This window comes from Flagellimonas algicola, from assembly GCF_005937185.1.
Lineage (GTDB): Bacteria > Bacteroidota > Bacteroidia > Flavobacteriales > Flavobacteriaceae > Flagellimonas > Flagellimonas algicola.
The window spans coordinates 328,443-343,105 of record NZ_VCNI01000001.1; the positions used below are offsets into that span (position 1 = coordinate 328,443).

Below are 14,663 nucleotides of genomic sequence, written 5' to 3' on the forward strand. Positions count from 1 at the left end.
TCTATTTTCCGATGCAGAAATTGGAGAAGATGTTGCCCAGCAGATCATCTGTTGTAACACTTCCAGTTATTTCACCCAAATGATAGAGCGCTTGCCTGATGTCTATGGCCATAAGGTCGCTGGAGAGCCCCATGTCCATGCCTTCTTTGACCTTTTGGATTTCTTCTAAGGCTTTTAGCAACGCATCATAATGTCTACTATTGGAAACAATGGTGGAATCCCCGCTCAATGCCCCAGACACCACTAGAGAGGACAATTTTTGCTCCAATTCTGGAACACCGGTTCTATCCTTGGCTGACAGAAACAACAAATCAGAAACAGAACTCTGTATTTGGTCTCGTTCAACGATAGTCAACAAATCCACCTTGTTGCAGATGGGAAGTACTTCTTTATTCGGGTATTTTCCTTTGAGATCTTCCAACTCCTTTAAGTCATAATCCAAACCATCGAATAGGAACAAGATCAACTTGGCGTTTTCAATTTTGTCGAAAGTTTTTTCAATCCCAATTTTCTCCACCATATCCTGAGTTTCCCTGATTCCGGCAGTATCAATAAACCGGAAATTGATTCCTCCAAGATTAATTTGATCTTCCACGGTGTCCCGGGTGGTACCGGGGATATTGCTTACAATGGCTCTTTCTTCATTGAGTAGGGCATTAAGCAATGTGGATTTACCAACATTGGGCTTACCAACAATGGCAATGGGAATCCCATTTTTGATGACGTTGCCAATGGCAAAGGAATCAATGAGTTTTTTTAAAACCTCACTTATTCGTTTGAGCAGTGAGTTGAATTGCGTACGATCTGCAAACTCCACATCTTCCTGTGAAAAATCCAATTCCAATTCAATCAAGGAGGCAAAGTTTAGAAGTTCCTCCCGTAATTTTTGAATTTCATTGCTAAACCCACCCCTCATTTGCTGGACAGCTATTTCATGAGAGGCTTCACTGTCACTTGCAATTAAATCTGCAACTGCTTCTGCTTGGCTCAGGTCCATTTTACCATTTAAAAAGGCACGCAACGTAAATTCGCCGGCAGTGGCCATGCGGCACCCCGTTCTCAAAAACAATTGAAGCAGCTGTTGTTGAATATACGGAGATCCATGACAGGAAATTTCCACTACATTTTCCCCAGTATAGGAATTTGGGCTCTTAAAAATGGAAACCAGTACTTTATCCAATACTTTTTCCTGATGTACTACGTGACCCAAATGTATGGTGTGACTCTTTTGCTTGGTAAGGTCTTTGGGTTTTATGGGTTCAAAATGTTTGGAAACCAAGGCAATGGCTTCCGGCCCGGAAATTCGGATAATAGCAATGGCTCCGGTACCTGGAGGCGTGGCCATGGCAACAATGTTATCGGAATATGACATGTGCGCAAAAGTACGAAATACCCAATAGTTGTAACATTTGTAAGCAAAGCACCACTAATAAGGTACATCATTAAAATCAATCAAAAATGGAAGTCATTAATCAAAATGTATTACGAAAGGACAACACCCTGTTGTCCGTAGCTCACCTGACCCAGTTGCTACATTATGTTACCGGGTTTGGAGGATTTATAGTCCCTCTCATTATCTGGCTGTCTTCAAGGAAGACCGTTGAGGGGATGAACGAACATGGAAAGGCCATCATTAACCTACAACTAAGTCTATTGCTGTACATTGTTGTCAGTATTCCGGCTATTCTTTTGGTAGGTTTGGGATTGGTAGGCCTACTTGGGGTTGCGATACTAGGTTTTGTATTACCCATAGTAAATGCAGTAAGAGCATCCAATGGGGAATCTCCATCATACTTTTTAACAATTCCCTTTGTATAAAAAAAGGCTGGAATTCAAATTCCAGCCTTTCACATATTTAGGTTGATTGTTTAGCTGTTCAACATCACTGGCATAACCAGCATGGTCACGTGTTCTCCCTCGTCCAATCCATCAATGGGAGTCAAGATACCTGCTCTGTTGGGCAAACTCATTTCTAAGGAAACATCTTCGGAATTCAGATTATTAAGCATTTCCAGCAAGAACCTGGAGTTGAACCCGATTTGCATATCATCTCCTTGATAGGAACAAGACAAACGCTCTTCAGCCTTGTTGCTGTAGTCCACATCCTCTGCGGATATATTTAATTCGGCGCCTGCAATCTTCAATCGAATTTGATGCGTGGTCTTATTGGAGAAAATGGAAACCCTCCGAACCGAACTTAGAAACTGATTTCTTGAAATGGACAGTTTGTTGGGATTTTCCTTTGGAATTACAGCTTCATAATTGGGATACTTACCGTCAATCAGCCTACAAATCAACTCAGAATTGTCAAAAATGAATTTGGCATTGCTGTCATTATACTCTATGGTTACCTCGGATTCAGAACCCGCCAAAATCCCTTTCAAAAGATTCAAAGGTTTTTTGGGCATGATAAACTCTGCAACTTGGGAAGCGGATACATCTTGACGCTGGTACTTGACCAATTTGTGGGCGTCAGTAGCCACAAAAGTTAGATTTTCTGTGGAGAACTGAAAAAACACCCCACTCATTACTGGCCTTAGGTCATCATTGCCTGCAGCAAAAATGGTCTTATTGATTGCTGTGGCTAGAATATCTCCCAAAAGTGTTGTGGTACTTGGATTGGAAACTTCCACTGCTTTCGGAAACTCAGCTCCGTCTGCATAGGCCAGGGCGTACTTACCGTGATTGGAACTGATTTCAACCGTATTATTGTCCTCAACCACAAAGGTGAGGGGTTGCTCTGGAAAAGTCTTTAAGGTATCCAAAAGCAAACGAGCAGGAACTGCTATAGCTCCTTCTGCATCTGAATCCACTTCAAGTACAGAACTCATGGTGGTCTCCAAATCGGACGCTGAGACTGTCAACTTGTTCTGTTTTAAATCAAAAAGAAAGTTGTCTAAAATGGGCAAAGTGTTGCTGTTGTTGATGACACCACCCAAGACTTGCAATTGTTTTAATAAATATGTGCTGGATACAATAAACTTCATTCAAGAAATTCTTTAAACATGGTTTCCTGTTGGATTTTATAGGTCAAACAGGCTTTCAAAATGGATAAAAACAAATATATCTTAAAAGGACATAGCAAAGAAACAAACTTATCAACAGCTAAGCGGTAAATTTCCGCTTCCTGTGGAGTCCAAAAAGGATTCCGAATATCAAGGTCAAAAGTACTGGGATTGCTATGTTTATAACTTGCCATTTGCTTTTTTGTGCGGCAATTTTCTCGATATCCAAAAGGGGAATGGAAACCCTTCTATTTCGAATGTTTATAAGTCCTGTGTCGTCCAAGAGAAAATTAATGCAATTCACTAAAAATTCCTTGTTTCCGTAGGAACTATTGGTCCATTTATCATAACCCAATTCCAGCGGAACACCATTACGGAGTTGGTTTTTGATGACATCACCATCAGAAATTACAATCATCTTGTTGGATGGCCCCTCTTCAAGGGTATTTTCCAATTCCACGGGCTTGACCCGATTTTTGAACATGGAAACAAAATCACCTTCAACAAGGACCGCTAAAGGTTGATTACCATTGGTATATGATTCCCTGTTGGGAGGTTGGTTCAAAATGTCCAGACCAATAGGTTTAGGAGTTCCTTCTGTCTTGGATAGGGGAGAACTTTGGAGTAATATGGTATGATCATAGTCGTTTTGCAACACCTCCATGGCGCTGGCAAATTGATAGCGGACCGCCTCAATATTGGTGTTGATAGGGTGGTTGTTTTGGGAGAATACCATGGGGTTGTAATACCAAGGTACAGGATTGTATTGGGAATCATTTCCATCTCCCGAGGCCAAAACAATCTGGGTGAAGTACATATCGTTGACCAAAACGGGATTGATACGTACCCCTAATTTGAAGAAAAAGTCCTTCAGGTTAAGCTCCCTGGGTAAAGCAATGGCATTACCGCCTCTTGCAAAGATGCTGTCCAATTCCATGGCCACTTGATCCATGAGCCATAGGGATTTACCGCCGTGAACCACAAACTGGTCCAGGACATACTTTTCTTCATCGGTAAAAGCCTCAGTGGGCTTGGCTATCAAGGCCAGATCAAAACCCTTGAGTTGATCCAAAACCGATTGTGGGTTGGTAGCAACGGAATCCAACGTAATTGCACCAATGTTGTAGTAGTCCCGGATCGTGGTCAGATAATCAGCAATGTGTTGGTCGTCCAGCTCCCCATTTCCTTTGATAACGGCAATGCGTTTTTTTTCCAAGATACTCAGTTTGGTAAAGGCATCCGCAAAAGCGTATTCCAACTGCTGAACGGAATTGTTGATGCGGTCCTCCATGGTAGACCCCAATTTGTTCTTAAGCAAGGGAACTTTTACGGTCTGGTTTTGATAGTTGACCATGGCCCATGGGAAAACCAATTCCTGTGACACCTTGCCATTTTCCTCTACCGTAACTCGGGCAGGTTCCAAACCAATGCGTTGTAAATCGGAAATGGTCTGCTGGGTGTTGGTTTCACCTTCCAAGGGATCCACCATATTGAACTGTATGTTCTTATTTTTAGTGGCAAAAGACTCCAATAACTGAATAGTCTCAGCCTTTAATTTTGAAAATTCTGGAGGAATGTTCCCATCCAGAAGAACATCCACGACTACTGGGGAATCAAATTTTTGGGCCACAGCAATAGTCGGCTCGGAAAGTGTGAACCGTTTGTCCTCGGTAAGATCAAAACGGGCGTAAAGAAAGCTCCCAATCAAATTAAGAATAACAACCACTGCCAAGGCCTTTCCCATTGCAATCAAAAACTTTCCACTCATTTAGTCAATTGTTTAAGACGTTGATGGGTAAGGAAAAGAAATAGGAGGGTAATGGAAAAAAAGTATACCAAATCCCGAGTATCCAATACCCCTTTGGAAATTCTATTGAAATGTGCGCTACCTCCAATACCCTGAATTAATTGTTGTGTTTCACCGGAGGAAAATAGGGATGACATTGCATCAAACCCATTAAAAAGGAAAAAACACAGGACAATTCCCAGGATAAAAGCAATAATCTGACTCTCAGACAGGGTTGAGGTAAAAACACCTATAGCGGTAAAGGCAGCTATCAAAAACAGAAGTCCGAAGTAAGAGCCCAAAACCACCCCGAAATCAAAATTACCTTCAATAATGCCTAGTTCAGAAATGGCGAAAACATAAACAAGGGTAGGTAAAATGGCTATAATGCAAAGGAAAAAAGCGCCCCAAAACTTGCCTAGAACCAACTTCCAAACGGAGATAGGCTTGATAAGGAGAAGTTCCAACGTACCCGCTTTACGTTCTTCCGAAAAACTCTTCATGGTTACAGCCGGAACCAAAAAAGTAAAAATCCATGGTGCCAGGAGAAAGAATTTACCCAAATCCGCAAAACCATAATCGAAGATGTTGTATGCTCCTTTAAACACCCACAAGAAAAGTCCACTGAGCAATAAAAAGAGCCCAACGATCAAATAACCGATAGGTGAGGTAAAAAATGACTGGACTTCTCTTTTAAAAATGGCAAACATGCTGTTCAATTATCAATAAACAATTGTCAATGTGCAATGGTTCTGCTGCTGCAAGGTAATTTGACCTAGTTGGCTTTCTATTTCACTTTGCATTTTTCATTTTCCATTATCAATTTTTGCAACGCTCCATGCTTCTGGTTTGTCGGCAAATAGCAACTTAGTTTTTCCCCATACCTCCTTAAAAAAAACAGACCTCCTATAATTTTCCAAATCAGACTCCTTATTCCAATGGCTGTAAGTGAAAAATACACAGGGATTTTTGATATCCTGATATCCTTCAACCTTGAGGCAACCATCAAATTCCAATATTTTGGCTTGGGAGGCCTCAAAAATTCGCTCAAAACTAGGAATATTTTCGGGTTTAAAAGTGAGTTTCACGATGCGTACCAACATTTATAAAAAATTTATGGTTACCGTATCCCTATAGCCAAGGCCCAACAGACTAGCGGCACCCCCAACCGTTTTCAAATCACTTTTATAAATGGCAAGCTCAACATATCCCGCCGAATTGAACAGCGCCAATGCATCTCCCGGACCCTTACGTTGAGCTCTATCCAACTGAAAATTGACAATACCATTATAACTGTTGTGGATGTTCTTGATTTTATTGGTTCGCGCAATCACTTCAAAGTCCCGCCCATTTCTATACGCTTCAAAGAGATTTCGCTGAATATTGGTGATTACGTTACCGTAATTATCAATGTAAATAACATTGCCAACAATACTTTTACCTTCATTGGTTATTCGGGGTTCAAACTCCCGTAACTCCTTCAACGCGGAAAAAGGCTTACCAATGACCTCCAATTTTCCACCCCTTGCAATATGACAGGCCACTTCTACAAAAACATTCAGAACAGGGAAAGAGCTAGGGTTTAGATTCGGGATATCTATCTCCATGACCTTTTCAGGATTGGACTCGGAGGTAATTAAGGATATGACCCCGTTGTTGGCACTGATGATAAATTGGTCTTCCACCTGAACCACTATATGCTGGTTTTCTGGTGAAAGCTCGGAGTCGACACCCACAATATGAACGGTTCCTGGAGGGAAGGAACGGTAGGCATTTTTAAGGATATAAGCGCATTCCTGGATATTGAATGGGCTTATCGCATGCGAAATATCAACAACATTAACGTCCGGAAGATTGTTGAGGATAGTCCCTTTTATGGCACCTACAAAGTGGTCTTTATATCCAAAATCTGTAGTTAAGGTTATGATTGCCATGCAATACTGTTGATATGTTTTTCGGTGCTCAAATTGATTTTTGGTTAAGTTTGTGGAGTAAAATTAACTAAAAAAGAAAGAATAAAATTTCTTCAAAAATAACCTTTAAACAGCCCACTTTATTTGAACGAACTTATTATTGAACTGACGGAGATTAGCCCACAAGATTTTTTTGGGCAGAGGAATGAGAATATTGAACTACTGAAGAAATATTTCCCAAAACTTAAGATTGTTGCGCGCGGAAGTAAAATAAAGGTATATGGCGACGAAGAACTCTTGGAAGAGTTTGACAAGCGCTTTGATATGCTGACCAACCACTTTGCCAAATACAATAAGCTGGATGAGAACATGATTGAGCGGGTGCTCACGAGCAACGGACAAGAAGAACTTTCGTCATCCAAAAGTAGCGGGGAAGTTTTGGTACATGGAGTAAGCGGGAGATTGATTAAGGCGCAGACTGTTAACCAAAGAAAATTGGTGGATGCCTGCAAGAAGGACGACATGGTCTTTGCCATTGGCCCCGCAGGAACGGGAAAAACCTATACTGGAGTCGCACTGGCTGTAAAGGCCTTGAAAGAAAAACAAGTACGCCGGATCATTCTCACCAGACCTGCCGTTGAAGCAGGAGAGAACCTCGGATTTTTACCTGGAGATCTCAAAGAGAAGCTCGATCCATACATGCAACCGCTTTACGATGCACTTAGGGACATGATAGCACCTGAAAAATTGGAAAAATACCTAGAGGACGGTACCATTCAAATAGCCCCCATGGCCTTTATGCGCGGTAGAACCTTGGACAATGCATTTGTTATCCTGGATGAGGCTCAGAATACCACGCATGCCCAAATGAAAATGTTCCTGACCCGTATGGGTAAAAATGCCAAATTTTTGTTGACGGGAGACCCCGGACAAATTGATTTGCCCCGTAGGGTAATTTCGGGTTTGAAAGAAGCTCTTTTGATCCTGAAAAATGTGCAGGGCATCAGCATTATTTATTTAGATGACAAAGATGTGATTCGCCATAAACTGGTCAAAAAAGTCATTGACGCCTACAAAAATATAGAGCACACAAACTAGCTTAGCATGCCAAAAACGTTGATGGATACCAATTTCCATTTCCCAGGACAAAAATCGGTTTACAAAGGAAAGGTACGGGAAGTTTACACTTTAGAAGATGACATTTTGGTGATGATTGCCACCGACCGTCTGTCCGCTTTTGATGTGGTCATGCCCAAAGGAATTCCCTATAAAGGTCAAATCCTGAACCAAATAGCCACCAAAATGATGAAAGCCACGGAAGATATTGTTCCCAATTGGCTTATGGCAACACCCGACCCCAACGTGGCTGTAGGCAAAGCCTGCGAACCTTTTAAGGTGGAAATGGTCATAAGGGGTTATCTGTCAGGTCATGCAGCTAGGGAGTATAAAGCTGGCAAAAGACTGTTGTGCGGGGTACCTATGCCTGAGGGGATGAAAGAAAATGACAAATTTCCCGAACCCATAATCACTCCTGCAACAAAAGCGGAGCAAGGGGATCATGATGAGGACATTTCACGGGAGGAAATTTTGGACAGAGGCATTGTTTCCCAAGAAGATTACGAGGTCCTGGAACAATATACCAAGGCTCTTTTCCAAAGGGGCACAGAATTGGCTGCTGGGCGGGGACTGATTTTGGTAGACACAAAGTACGAATTCGGAAAAACCAAAGAAGGGGAAATTGTTTTGATTGACGAGATCCATACACCAGACTCTTCCCGCTATTTTTATGCTGAAGGATATGAAGTGCGTCAAGCCAAAGGGGAAGTACAAAAGCAGCTGTCCAAGGAATTTGTTCGCCAATGGTTGATCAGCAATGGTTTTCAGGGATTGGAGGGGCAATCCCTTCCAGATATGAGTGACGCTTACATAGAGTCTGTTTCTGAACGGTATATCGAATTGTATGAAAGCATTACCGGAGAAACTTTTGAAAGGGCAGAGGTGAACAACATTCAAGAACGAATCGGGGCCAATGTATCCCAATACCTAAGTCAGCTTGCCTAGTTATCAAAATTAGACCACTTTTTGTGACTATCCATAAATTAAAGCAGGTAGTAATTTGAGATTTCATATATTTCAAGAATAAACCAACCTGTTAATGGAAACATCACTTCGCAAAAAGTACTGGAAGGAAAATCTCCGGTACCTAACAATCCTTTTATTTATATGGTTTCTGGTCTCGTACGGATTTGGGATTCTTCTAGTGGATGAGTTAAACACAATTCGATTGGGAGGGTTTAAATTGGGATTTTGGTTTGCCCAACAGGGTTCCATTTACGTTTTTGTGATTCTCATTTTTGTTTACGTCCGTCTAATGAACAAGTTGGATAAAAAATACAAGGTAAACGAATAGGCTATGGGAATTCAGACTTGGACGTTTATCATCGTTGGACTCACTTTTGCACTCTATATCGGAATAGCCATTTGGTCAAGGGCCGGTTCTACCAAGGAATTTTATGTGGCCGGAGGTGGTGTATCACCATTGGCCAATGGATTGGCCACAGCTGCAGATTGGATGTCCGCAGCATCTTTTTTGGGGATGGCCGGGCTTATTGCTTTTTCAGGCTATGATGGGTCCGTATATCTGATGGGTTGGACCGGAGGCTATGTATTGTTGGCTCTGTTGTTGGCACCCTACTTGAGAAAATTTGGCAAGTTTACAGTTCCGGATTTCATTGGAGACCGATATTACAGTAACGTAGCCAGAACAGTCGCGGTTATAGCGGCCCTATTTGTGTCATTTACCTATGTAGCCGGACAAATGCGCGGGGTGGGGGTTGTATTTTCAAGATTTTTGGATGTTGAGGTAAATACAGGGGTCTATATTGGAATGACCGTTGTGTTGTTTTATGCCTTTTTAGGTGGAATGAAGGGGATTACCTATACACAAGTAGCCCAGTATTGTGTCCTCATATTTGCTTTTATGGTTCCAGCTATTTTTATTTCGATAATGGCCACTGGAAATCCAATTCCGCAATTGGGATTGGGCTCTGCAGGGGAGGACGGCGTGTATCTTCTGGACAAATTGGATGGCTTGATGACCGATTTGGGTTTCACGGCCTACACGGACGGTACAAAATCCATGACGGATGTCTTTTTTATCACCGCTGCCTTAATGTTGGGAACAGCCGGATTACCTCATGTGATTATCCGGTTTTTTACGGTACCTAAGGTGAAAGATGCCCGGAAATCAGCAGGGTATGCGCTTTTGTTCATTGCCATTTTATATACCACGGCACCTGCTATTGCAGTGTTTGCCAGAACCAATTTGATGGAAACGGTGGAGGATACACCTTATACTGAAATTCCATCTTGGTTTACCAAATGGGAGGATACAGGCCTGATAGCTTGGACTGATAAAAATGAAGATGGAAAGATTCAATATCTACCTGGAGCGGCGGTAGATGGCAAAAAACCACTATTTGTGGAAGAAAGAGGCAGTTCGGGTCAGCGTTTAATTTCCAACGCCAGCGCATCACCTAATGAACTATATGTTGATCGGGACATCACTGTACTTGCCAATCCTGAAATTGCCGGGCTTCCAAACTGGATCATTGCCTTGGTGGCAGCAGGAGGATTGGCTGCAGCGCTTTCCACGGCAGCTGGATTATTATTGGTGATATCCACTTCAATTTCCCATGATTTAATTAAAAAACAATTTGCCAAGGACATTTCGGATAAAAAAGAATTACTCATTGCCCGATTCTCTGCCGTGCTGGCGGTGATCGTGGCAGGCTATTTTGGTATAAATCCACCCGGTTTTGTCGCTTCGGTGGTGGCGCTAGCCTTTGGGCTGGCGGCTTCTTCCTTCTTTCCCGCCATTGTCATGGGAATTTTCAGTAAAAGAATGAACCGTGAAGGTGCCATTACAGGAATGGTGGCAGGATTGGGAATCACAACCTATTATATTGCACGCTTTAAGTTGGGATGGATTGGAAATCCAGAAACCAGTGGTGCTGATAATTGGTGGTTTGGGATTTCGCCAGAAGGATTCGGAACTATGGGTATGCTGGTCAATTTTGCCGTAGCCTTGTTAGTTTCCAGATTTACAGCAGCACCCCCAGAAGATGTCCAGCAAATAGTGGAGGACATCAGAATACCAAGTGGGGCAGGACAAGCGGTAGATCATTAAACCCCATCCATGTCACAGACACTAATGGGGCGTCCCTATGTTAGTTTCTTCCGGCCATAACGCCTCCATCCACGTCCCAAACGGCTCCAGTAACCCATGAGCTATTGTCTGTAAGTAGAAAATGGATAGTTTTGGCAATGTCCTCCGCTCGACCCACTCTACCAATAGGGTGGAAATCATTAAAACCTTGAAGGGTCTCCTCAATCTTGTCTTTTTCAATAAAGGCACCATAAATTGGGGTGACCACAACTGCCGGAGAAACTGCGTTTACCCTAATATTGTGCTCTGCCAGCTCCATAGCCAAATGCTGTGTAAGTGAGTGGAGACCCGCCTTTGCCATGGAATAGGCCGAGGAAGGTGTGGCTTTTATGGCCTGTTTTGCCCACATGGAACCAATGTTCACAATGGACCCGCCACCGTTTTTCACCAAAATAGTACCAGCGGCCTGGGTGATAAAGAAGAAAGCCTTGTTGAAATTGTGATAAGCGTCATAATCAGCCTCCTCATGCTCTAAAAATAGCTTGGGACTAAAGTAACCAGCTGCATTTACCAAATAAGTCAAATGAGGCACCTCCAGGGGTAATTCTAGACAAAACTGGGTCACGGCACCAAAATCGTTGAGATCAAGTTCCACAGTTTTTACACTTCCTTTGGAGCTCAACTCAGCCACTACTTTACCAAGATTCTGTTCATTTCTTCCTATGATAATGACTTCAACACCATCATTTAACAAAAGTTCTGCGGTGGCCCTTCCCATTCCGGTGGTGCCACCTACTATTAAAGCTTGCTTTTTCATATGTTACATTTTAGATGATGTAAAATTCCTAACAATGCAAAAGAAAAAATGGTGATCCAAGGACAGTTTCTGGTAGTTTAGAGCACCTTCCTTTGAAATTCCTTGGGAGTTGTTCCCGTACCTTTTTTGAAGTATTTGGTAAAGTAAGTAGGATCTTCAAAACCTAGGGAATATGCAATTTCCTTAACAGATGTTTTTTGATTGGACAACATTCGCTTGGCTTCCAGCAGTTTACTTTGTCGGATGATATGGGCCGGGGTGTCCAACAAGTATTTTTTGCAGATTCGTGTCAAGGATTTGGAATTGGTGCCAAGAGCACTTGCGTAGTCATCAATACTTTTGGGTGCATCCAACCATTGGAAAATTAGTTTTTTGAAGTCTGACGCCATTTTGTACTCTGGATGCGATTTGAGGTCAAAGTTGTTAGCCTTGCTTCGCAGACGTTCAACCAAGTATAAGATGGTTTGAAAATGGTGATAGATTTGCTCACGGTAGTTTTGCTCCCTGGCCAAGATTTCGGACTCAATGTACGAGGTAATCAATCCCATTTTTTGAATTTCCGTTGCTGGTATCTTCAGAAAACGATTTCCAATCTCATTGAATATGGTGGTGGAGAATCGCTCCATCCTTCCTGGGCCATGGGTATTGATGAACTCATCATTGAAGTGGAATAAAAATCCCTCATTGGACGAATCTGGACAGAAATAGTGGATTTGGTTTTTGTTGATGAAAAAAACCGCTTGCGCCTCATGCTCTACCACCTCAAAGTCCACATAATGCCTTCCTTTTTCCTTGAACCAGATAATTTGGTAAAAGCTGTGCCTATGTGGGATGGCAGCATGTTTCAGGTTTTTGTCAAGGTACTTTCGCGCATTGTTTACCTCAAAATGAAGCTTGGAAGGGTCATTTTTATGTAGGTCGTACCTTTTTATCTCTGTCATTCGTCTATGTGGATGAGTAGGTCGAAGTTACATAAAACCCTTACGTCGATAAAACACCTTTCGCTATTAAAACGGTTGGTTTTTTTATATTTTTAAGGTTCTGAATTAACTAAACCAAGCGCATGAGCAATTACCACATCAAACACCTAGAGGAGTATTTTCAGGTGTATCGAAAATCAGTCAGAAATCCTGAGGAATTTTGGGAAGAAGTAGCAGAGGAGCATTTCGTCTGGAGGAAAAAATGGGACTCTGTTTTGGATTGGGATTTCAGCAAGCCTGAAATAAAGTGGTTTGATGGTGCGCAACTCAATATTACAGAAAACTGTATTGACCGACACTTACACATTCGAGGCAATAAAACAGCGATTCTTTTTGAACCCAACGACCCCAAGGAGCCAGCTGAGCATATCACCTATAGGCAATTGCATGAACGTGTTTGCAAGTTTGCCAATGTACTAAAGGATAATGGAGTGGAAAAGGGTGATCGTGTGGTCATTTATTTACCCATGATTCCAGAATTGGCCATTTCAGTGCTTGCTTGCGCACGTGTTGGGGCAATACATTCCGTGGTCTTCGCTGGGTTTTCGTCAACAGCTTTAGCCACGCGAATCAACGATTGTGATGCCAAAATGGTTTTGACTTCTGATGGTTCGTATCGTGGTGCAAAAACCATTGATCTAAAAGGTATTGTAGATGAGGCCTTGGCACAATGTCCAGGTGTTAAGTCCGTTTTGGTCGCCAAAAGAACCGGTGCAAAAATCCATATGGAAAAAGGTAGGGATCAATGGTTACAGCCCTTGCTGGATAAAGCTTATTCTGACTATCCTGCCGAGATTATGGATGCTGAAGACCCGTTGTTTATTCTATATACCTCGGGTTCAACGGGGAGACCTAAAGGAATGATGCATACCACTGCAGGTTATATGGTGTATACGGCATTTACTTTTAAAAATGTCTTCCAATACCGTGAGGAGGATGTGTACTGGTGTACCGCAGATGTTGGCTGGATTACAGGTCATTCCTATATTGTTTATGGACCTTTGGCCAACGGAGCTACCACTGTAATGTTCGAAGGTGTTCCTTCCTATCCAGATTTTGGTCGATTTTGGGAAGTTGTGCAAAAGCATAAAGTGACCCAGTTCTATACGGCACCAACAGCCATCAGGGCTTTAGCCAAGGAGAATTTGGAATTTGTGGACAAATACGACCTATCAAGCCTTAAGGTATTGGGTACGGTTGGAGAACCCATTAACGAAGAAGCTTGGCACTGGTACAATGATCATGTGGGAGAGAAAAAATGTCCGATCGTAGATACCTGGTGGCAGACCGAAACCGGAGGGATTCTGATTTCACCTATTCCATTTTCCACACCGACCAAGCCCACTTACGCCACGCTGCCCATGCCTGGGGTACAACCCGCATTAATGGATGAAAATGGCAAAGAAATTAAAGGAAACCAAGTAGATGGGCGGCTATGTATTAAGTTCCCATGGCCTTCCATAGCACGAACCATTTGGGGGGATCACCAGCGGTACAAAGACACTTATTTTTCAGCTTTCGAGGGCAAATATTTCACCGGAGATGGAGCACTGCGGGATGAAGTTGGTTATTACAGAATCACTGGTAGAGTAGATGATGTGATTATCGTATCCGGACACAATTTGGGCACAGCTCCTATTGAAGATGCCATTAACGAGCACCCAGCAGTGGCTGAGTCTGCTATTGTGGGCTTCCCGCATGACATTAAAGGGAATGCGCTCTATGGCTACGTCATCTTAAAGGAAACAGGTGAATCTCGTGATCGTGATAATCTGAAAAAAGAAATCAACCAAATGATTACAGAACACATCGGGCCCATAGCCAAGTTGGATAAAATTCAGTTTGTACCCGGTTTGCCTAAAACCCGAAGTGGTAAGATCATGCGTCGAATTTTACGTAAGATTGCCTCCAAAGACACGAGCAATCTTGGGGATATCTCCACCTTGTTGAACCCAGAAGTGGTTGAAAAAATCATAGAGGAAGCATTATAAATG

14 protein-coding genes are annotated in these 14,663 nt (G+C 42.5%); 6 read left to right on the top strand and 8 right to left on the bottom strand.

Going from position 1 to position 14,663, the window contains the following annotated elements; genetic code table 11:
- Position 1: 1 nt before the first annotated feature.
- Complete coding sequence (gene mnmE / locus FGG15_RS01390) at positions 2 to 1,372, bottom strand: tRNA uridine-5-carboxymethylaminomethyl(34) synthesis GTPase MnmE (protein ID WP_138832447.1); 1,371 nt, start codon at positions 1,370 to 1,372, stop codon at positions 2 to 4.
- 86 nt (positions 1,373 to 1,458) lie between these two features.
- On the opposite strand from mnmE, the gene FGG15_RS01395 reads away from it, so the two are divergent.
- Positions 1,459 to 1,818: a DUF4870 domain-containing protein gene (locus FGG15_RS01395; protein ID WP_138832449.1), complete on the top strand. Its 360-nt coding sequence runs from the start codon at positions 1,459 to 1,461 to the stop codon at positions 1,816 to 1,818.
- Positions 1,819 to 1,868: 50 nt separating this feature from the next.
- Here FGG15_RS01395 and dnaN read toward each other — a convergent pair whose 3' ends face one another.
- The 5 genes from dnaN to FGG15_RS01420 form a co-directional block, all read right to left on the bottom strand.
- Positions 1,869 to 2,987: a DNA polymerase III subunit beta gene (gene dnaN, locus FGG15_RS01400; protein WP_138832451.1), complete on the bottom strand. Its 1,119-nt coding sequence runs from the start codon at positions 2,985 to 2,987 to the stop codon at positions 1,869 to 1,871.
- A 118-nt stretch (positions 2,988 to 3,105) separates the two neighbouring features.
- Positions 3,106 to 4,773, bottom strand: coding sequence for a gliding motility-associated ABC transporter substrate-binding protein GldG (gene gldG, locus FGG15_RS01405; RefSeq protein WP_138832453.1), 1,668 nt, complete (start codon positions 4,771 to 4,773; stop codon positions 3,106 to 3,108).
- On the bottom strand, positions 4,770 to 5,501 hold the full coding sequence (gldF, locus tag FGG15_RS20145) for a gliding motility-associated ABC transporter permease subunit GldF (protein ID WP_138832455.1): 732 nt from the start codon (positions 5,499 to 5,501) through the stop codon (positions 4,770 to 4,772). The genes gldG and gldF overlap by 4 nt, the downstream gene beginning before the upstream one ends.
- 96 nt (positions 5,502 to 5,597) lie before the next feature.
- Positions 5,598 to 5,894 carry a putative quinol monooxygenase gene (locus FGG15_RS01415; RefSeq protein ID WP_138832457.1) on the bottom strand — a complete coding sequence of 99 codons (297 nt, stop codon included), beginning with the start codon at positions 5,892 to 5,894 and terminating at the stop codon, positions 5,598 to 5,600.
- The gene (locus FGG15_RS01420) at positions 5,895 to 6,725 is read right to left on the bottom strand and encodes an SAM hydrolase/SAM-dependent halogenase family protein (protein WP_138832459.1); all 831 of its coding nucleotides are present in this window, start codon (positions 6,723 to 6,725) and stop codon (positions 5,895 to 5,897) included. It lies immediately after the preceding gene.
- Positions 6,726 to 6,848: 123 nt separating this feature from the next.
- Here FGG15_RS01420 and FGG15_RS01425 point away from each other — a divergent pair, with 123 nt between their 5' ends.
- The 4 genes from FGG15_RS01425 (at position 6,849) to FGG15_RS01440 (ending at position 10,893) form a co-directional block, all read left to right on the top strand.
- A complete protein-coding gene (locus tag FGG15_RS01425) occupies positions 6,849 to 7,802 on the top strand; it encodes a PhoH family protein (protein WP_138832461.1) in 954 nt (317 codons plus the stop codon).
- A gap of 6 nt (positions 7,803 to 7,808) precedes the next feature.
- Positions 7,809 to 8,765, top strand: coding sequence for a phosphoribosylaminoimidazolesuccinocarboxamide synthase (locus FGG15_RS01430; protein ID WP_138832463.1), 957 nt, complete (start codon positions 7,809 to 7,811; stop codon positions 8,763 to 8,765).
- A 94-nt stretch (positions 8,766 to 8,859) separates the two neighbouring features.
- A complete protein-coding gene (locus FGG15_RS01435) occupies positions 8,860 to 9,114 on the top strand; it encodes a DUF4212 domain-containing protein (protein ID WP_138832465.1) in 255 nt (84 codons plus the stop codon).
- 3 nt (positions 9,115 to 9,117) lie between these two features.
- Positions 9,118 to 10,893: a sodium:solute symporter family protein gene (locus tag FGG15_RS01440; RefSeq protein WP_138832467.1), complete on the top strand. Its 1,776-nt coding sequence runs from the start codon at positions 9,118 to 9,120 to the stop codon at positions 10,891 to 10,893.
- A gap of 40 nt (positions 10,894 to 10,933) precedes the next feature.
- On the opposite strand, the gene FGG15_RS01445 is transcribed toward FGG15_RS01440, so the two are convergent.
- Together FGG15_RS01445 and FGG15_RS20430 are read right to left on the bottom strand one after the other, a co-directional pair.
- A complete protein-coding gene (locus FGG15_RS01445; protein ID WP_138832469.1) occupies positions 10,934 to 11,689 on the bottom strand; it encodes an SDR family NAD(P)-dependent oxidoreductase in 756 nt (251 codons plus the stop codon).
- Between the two features lie 77 nt (positions 11,690 to 11,766).
- Complete coding sequence (locus tag FGG15_RS20430; protein WP_138832471.1) at positions 11,767 to 12,630, bottom strand: AraC family transcriptional regulator; 864 nt, start codon at positions 12,628 to 12,630, stop codon at positions 11,767 to 11,769.
- Positions 12,631 to 12,752: 122 nt separating this feature from the next.
- Between FGG15_RS20430 and acs the strand changes: the two genes are divergently transcribed.
- Positions 12,753 to 14,660, top strand: coding sequence for an acetate--CoA ligase (gene acs, locus FGG15_RS01455; RefSeq protein WP_138832474.1), 1,908 nt, complete (start codon positions 12,753 to 12,755; stop codon positions 14,658 to 14,660).
- The last annotated feature ends 3 nt before the right edge of the window (positions 14,661 to 14,663 follow it).

Bases quoted from the DNA above. Each gene is read 5' to 3' on its own strand.
- dnaN (WP_138832451.1), bottom strand. From the start codon at position 2,987: ATGAAGTTTATTGTATCCAGCACATATTTATTAAAACAATTGCAAGTC.
- FGG15_RS01430 (WP_138832463.1), top strand. From the start codon at position 7,809: ATGCCAAAAACGTTGATGGATACCAATTTCCATTTCCCAGGACAAAAA.
- acs (WP_138832474.1), top strand. From the start codon at position 12,753: ATGAGCAATTACCACATCAAACACCTAGAGGAGTATTTTCAGGTGTAT.
- FGG15_RS01435 (WP_138832465.1), top strand. From the start codon at position 8,860: ATGGAAACATCACTTCGCAAAAAGTACTGGAAGGAAAATCTCCGGTAC.
- gldF (WP_138832455.1), bottom strand. From the start codon at position 5,501: ATGTTTGCCATTTTTAAAAGAGAAGTCCAGTCATTTTTTACCTCACCT.
- FGG15_RS01420 (WP_138832459.1), bottom strand. From the start codon at position 6,725: ATGGCAATCATAACCTTAACTACAGATTTTGGATATAAAGACCACTTT.
- FGG15_RS01415 (WP_138832457.1), bottom strand. From the start codon at position 5,894: ATGTTGGTACGCATCGTGAAACTCACTTTTAAACCCGAAAATATTCCT.
- FGG15_RS20430 (WP_138832471.1), bottom strand. From the start codon at position 12,630: ATGACAGAGATAAAAAGGTACGACCTACATAAAAATGACCCTTCCAAG.
- FGG15_RS01445 (WP_138832469.1), bottom strand. From the start codon at position 11,689: ATGAAAAAGCAAGCTTTAATAGTAGGTGGCACCACCGGAATGGGAAGG.
- FGG15_RS01395 (WP_138832449.1), top strand. From the start codon at position 1,459: ATGGAAGTCATTAATCAAAATGTATTACGAAAGGACAACACCCTGTTG.
- FGG15_RS01440 (WP_138832467.1), top strand. From the start codon at position 9,118: ATGGGAATTCAGACTTGGACGTTTATCATCGTTGGACTCACTTTTGCA.
- mnmE (WP_138832447.1), bottom strand. From the start codon at position 1,372: ATGTCATATTCCGATAACATTGTTGCCATGGCCACGCCTCCAGGTACC.
- gldG (WP_138832453.1), bottom strand. From the start codon at position 4,773: ATGAGTGGAAAGTTTTTGATTGCAATGGGAAAGGCCTTGGCAGTGGTT.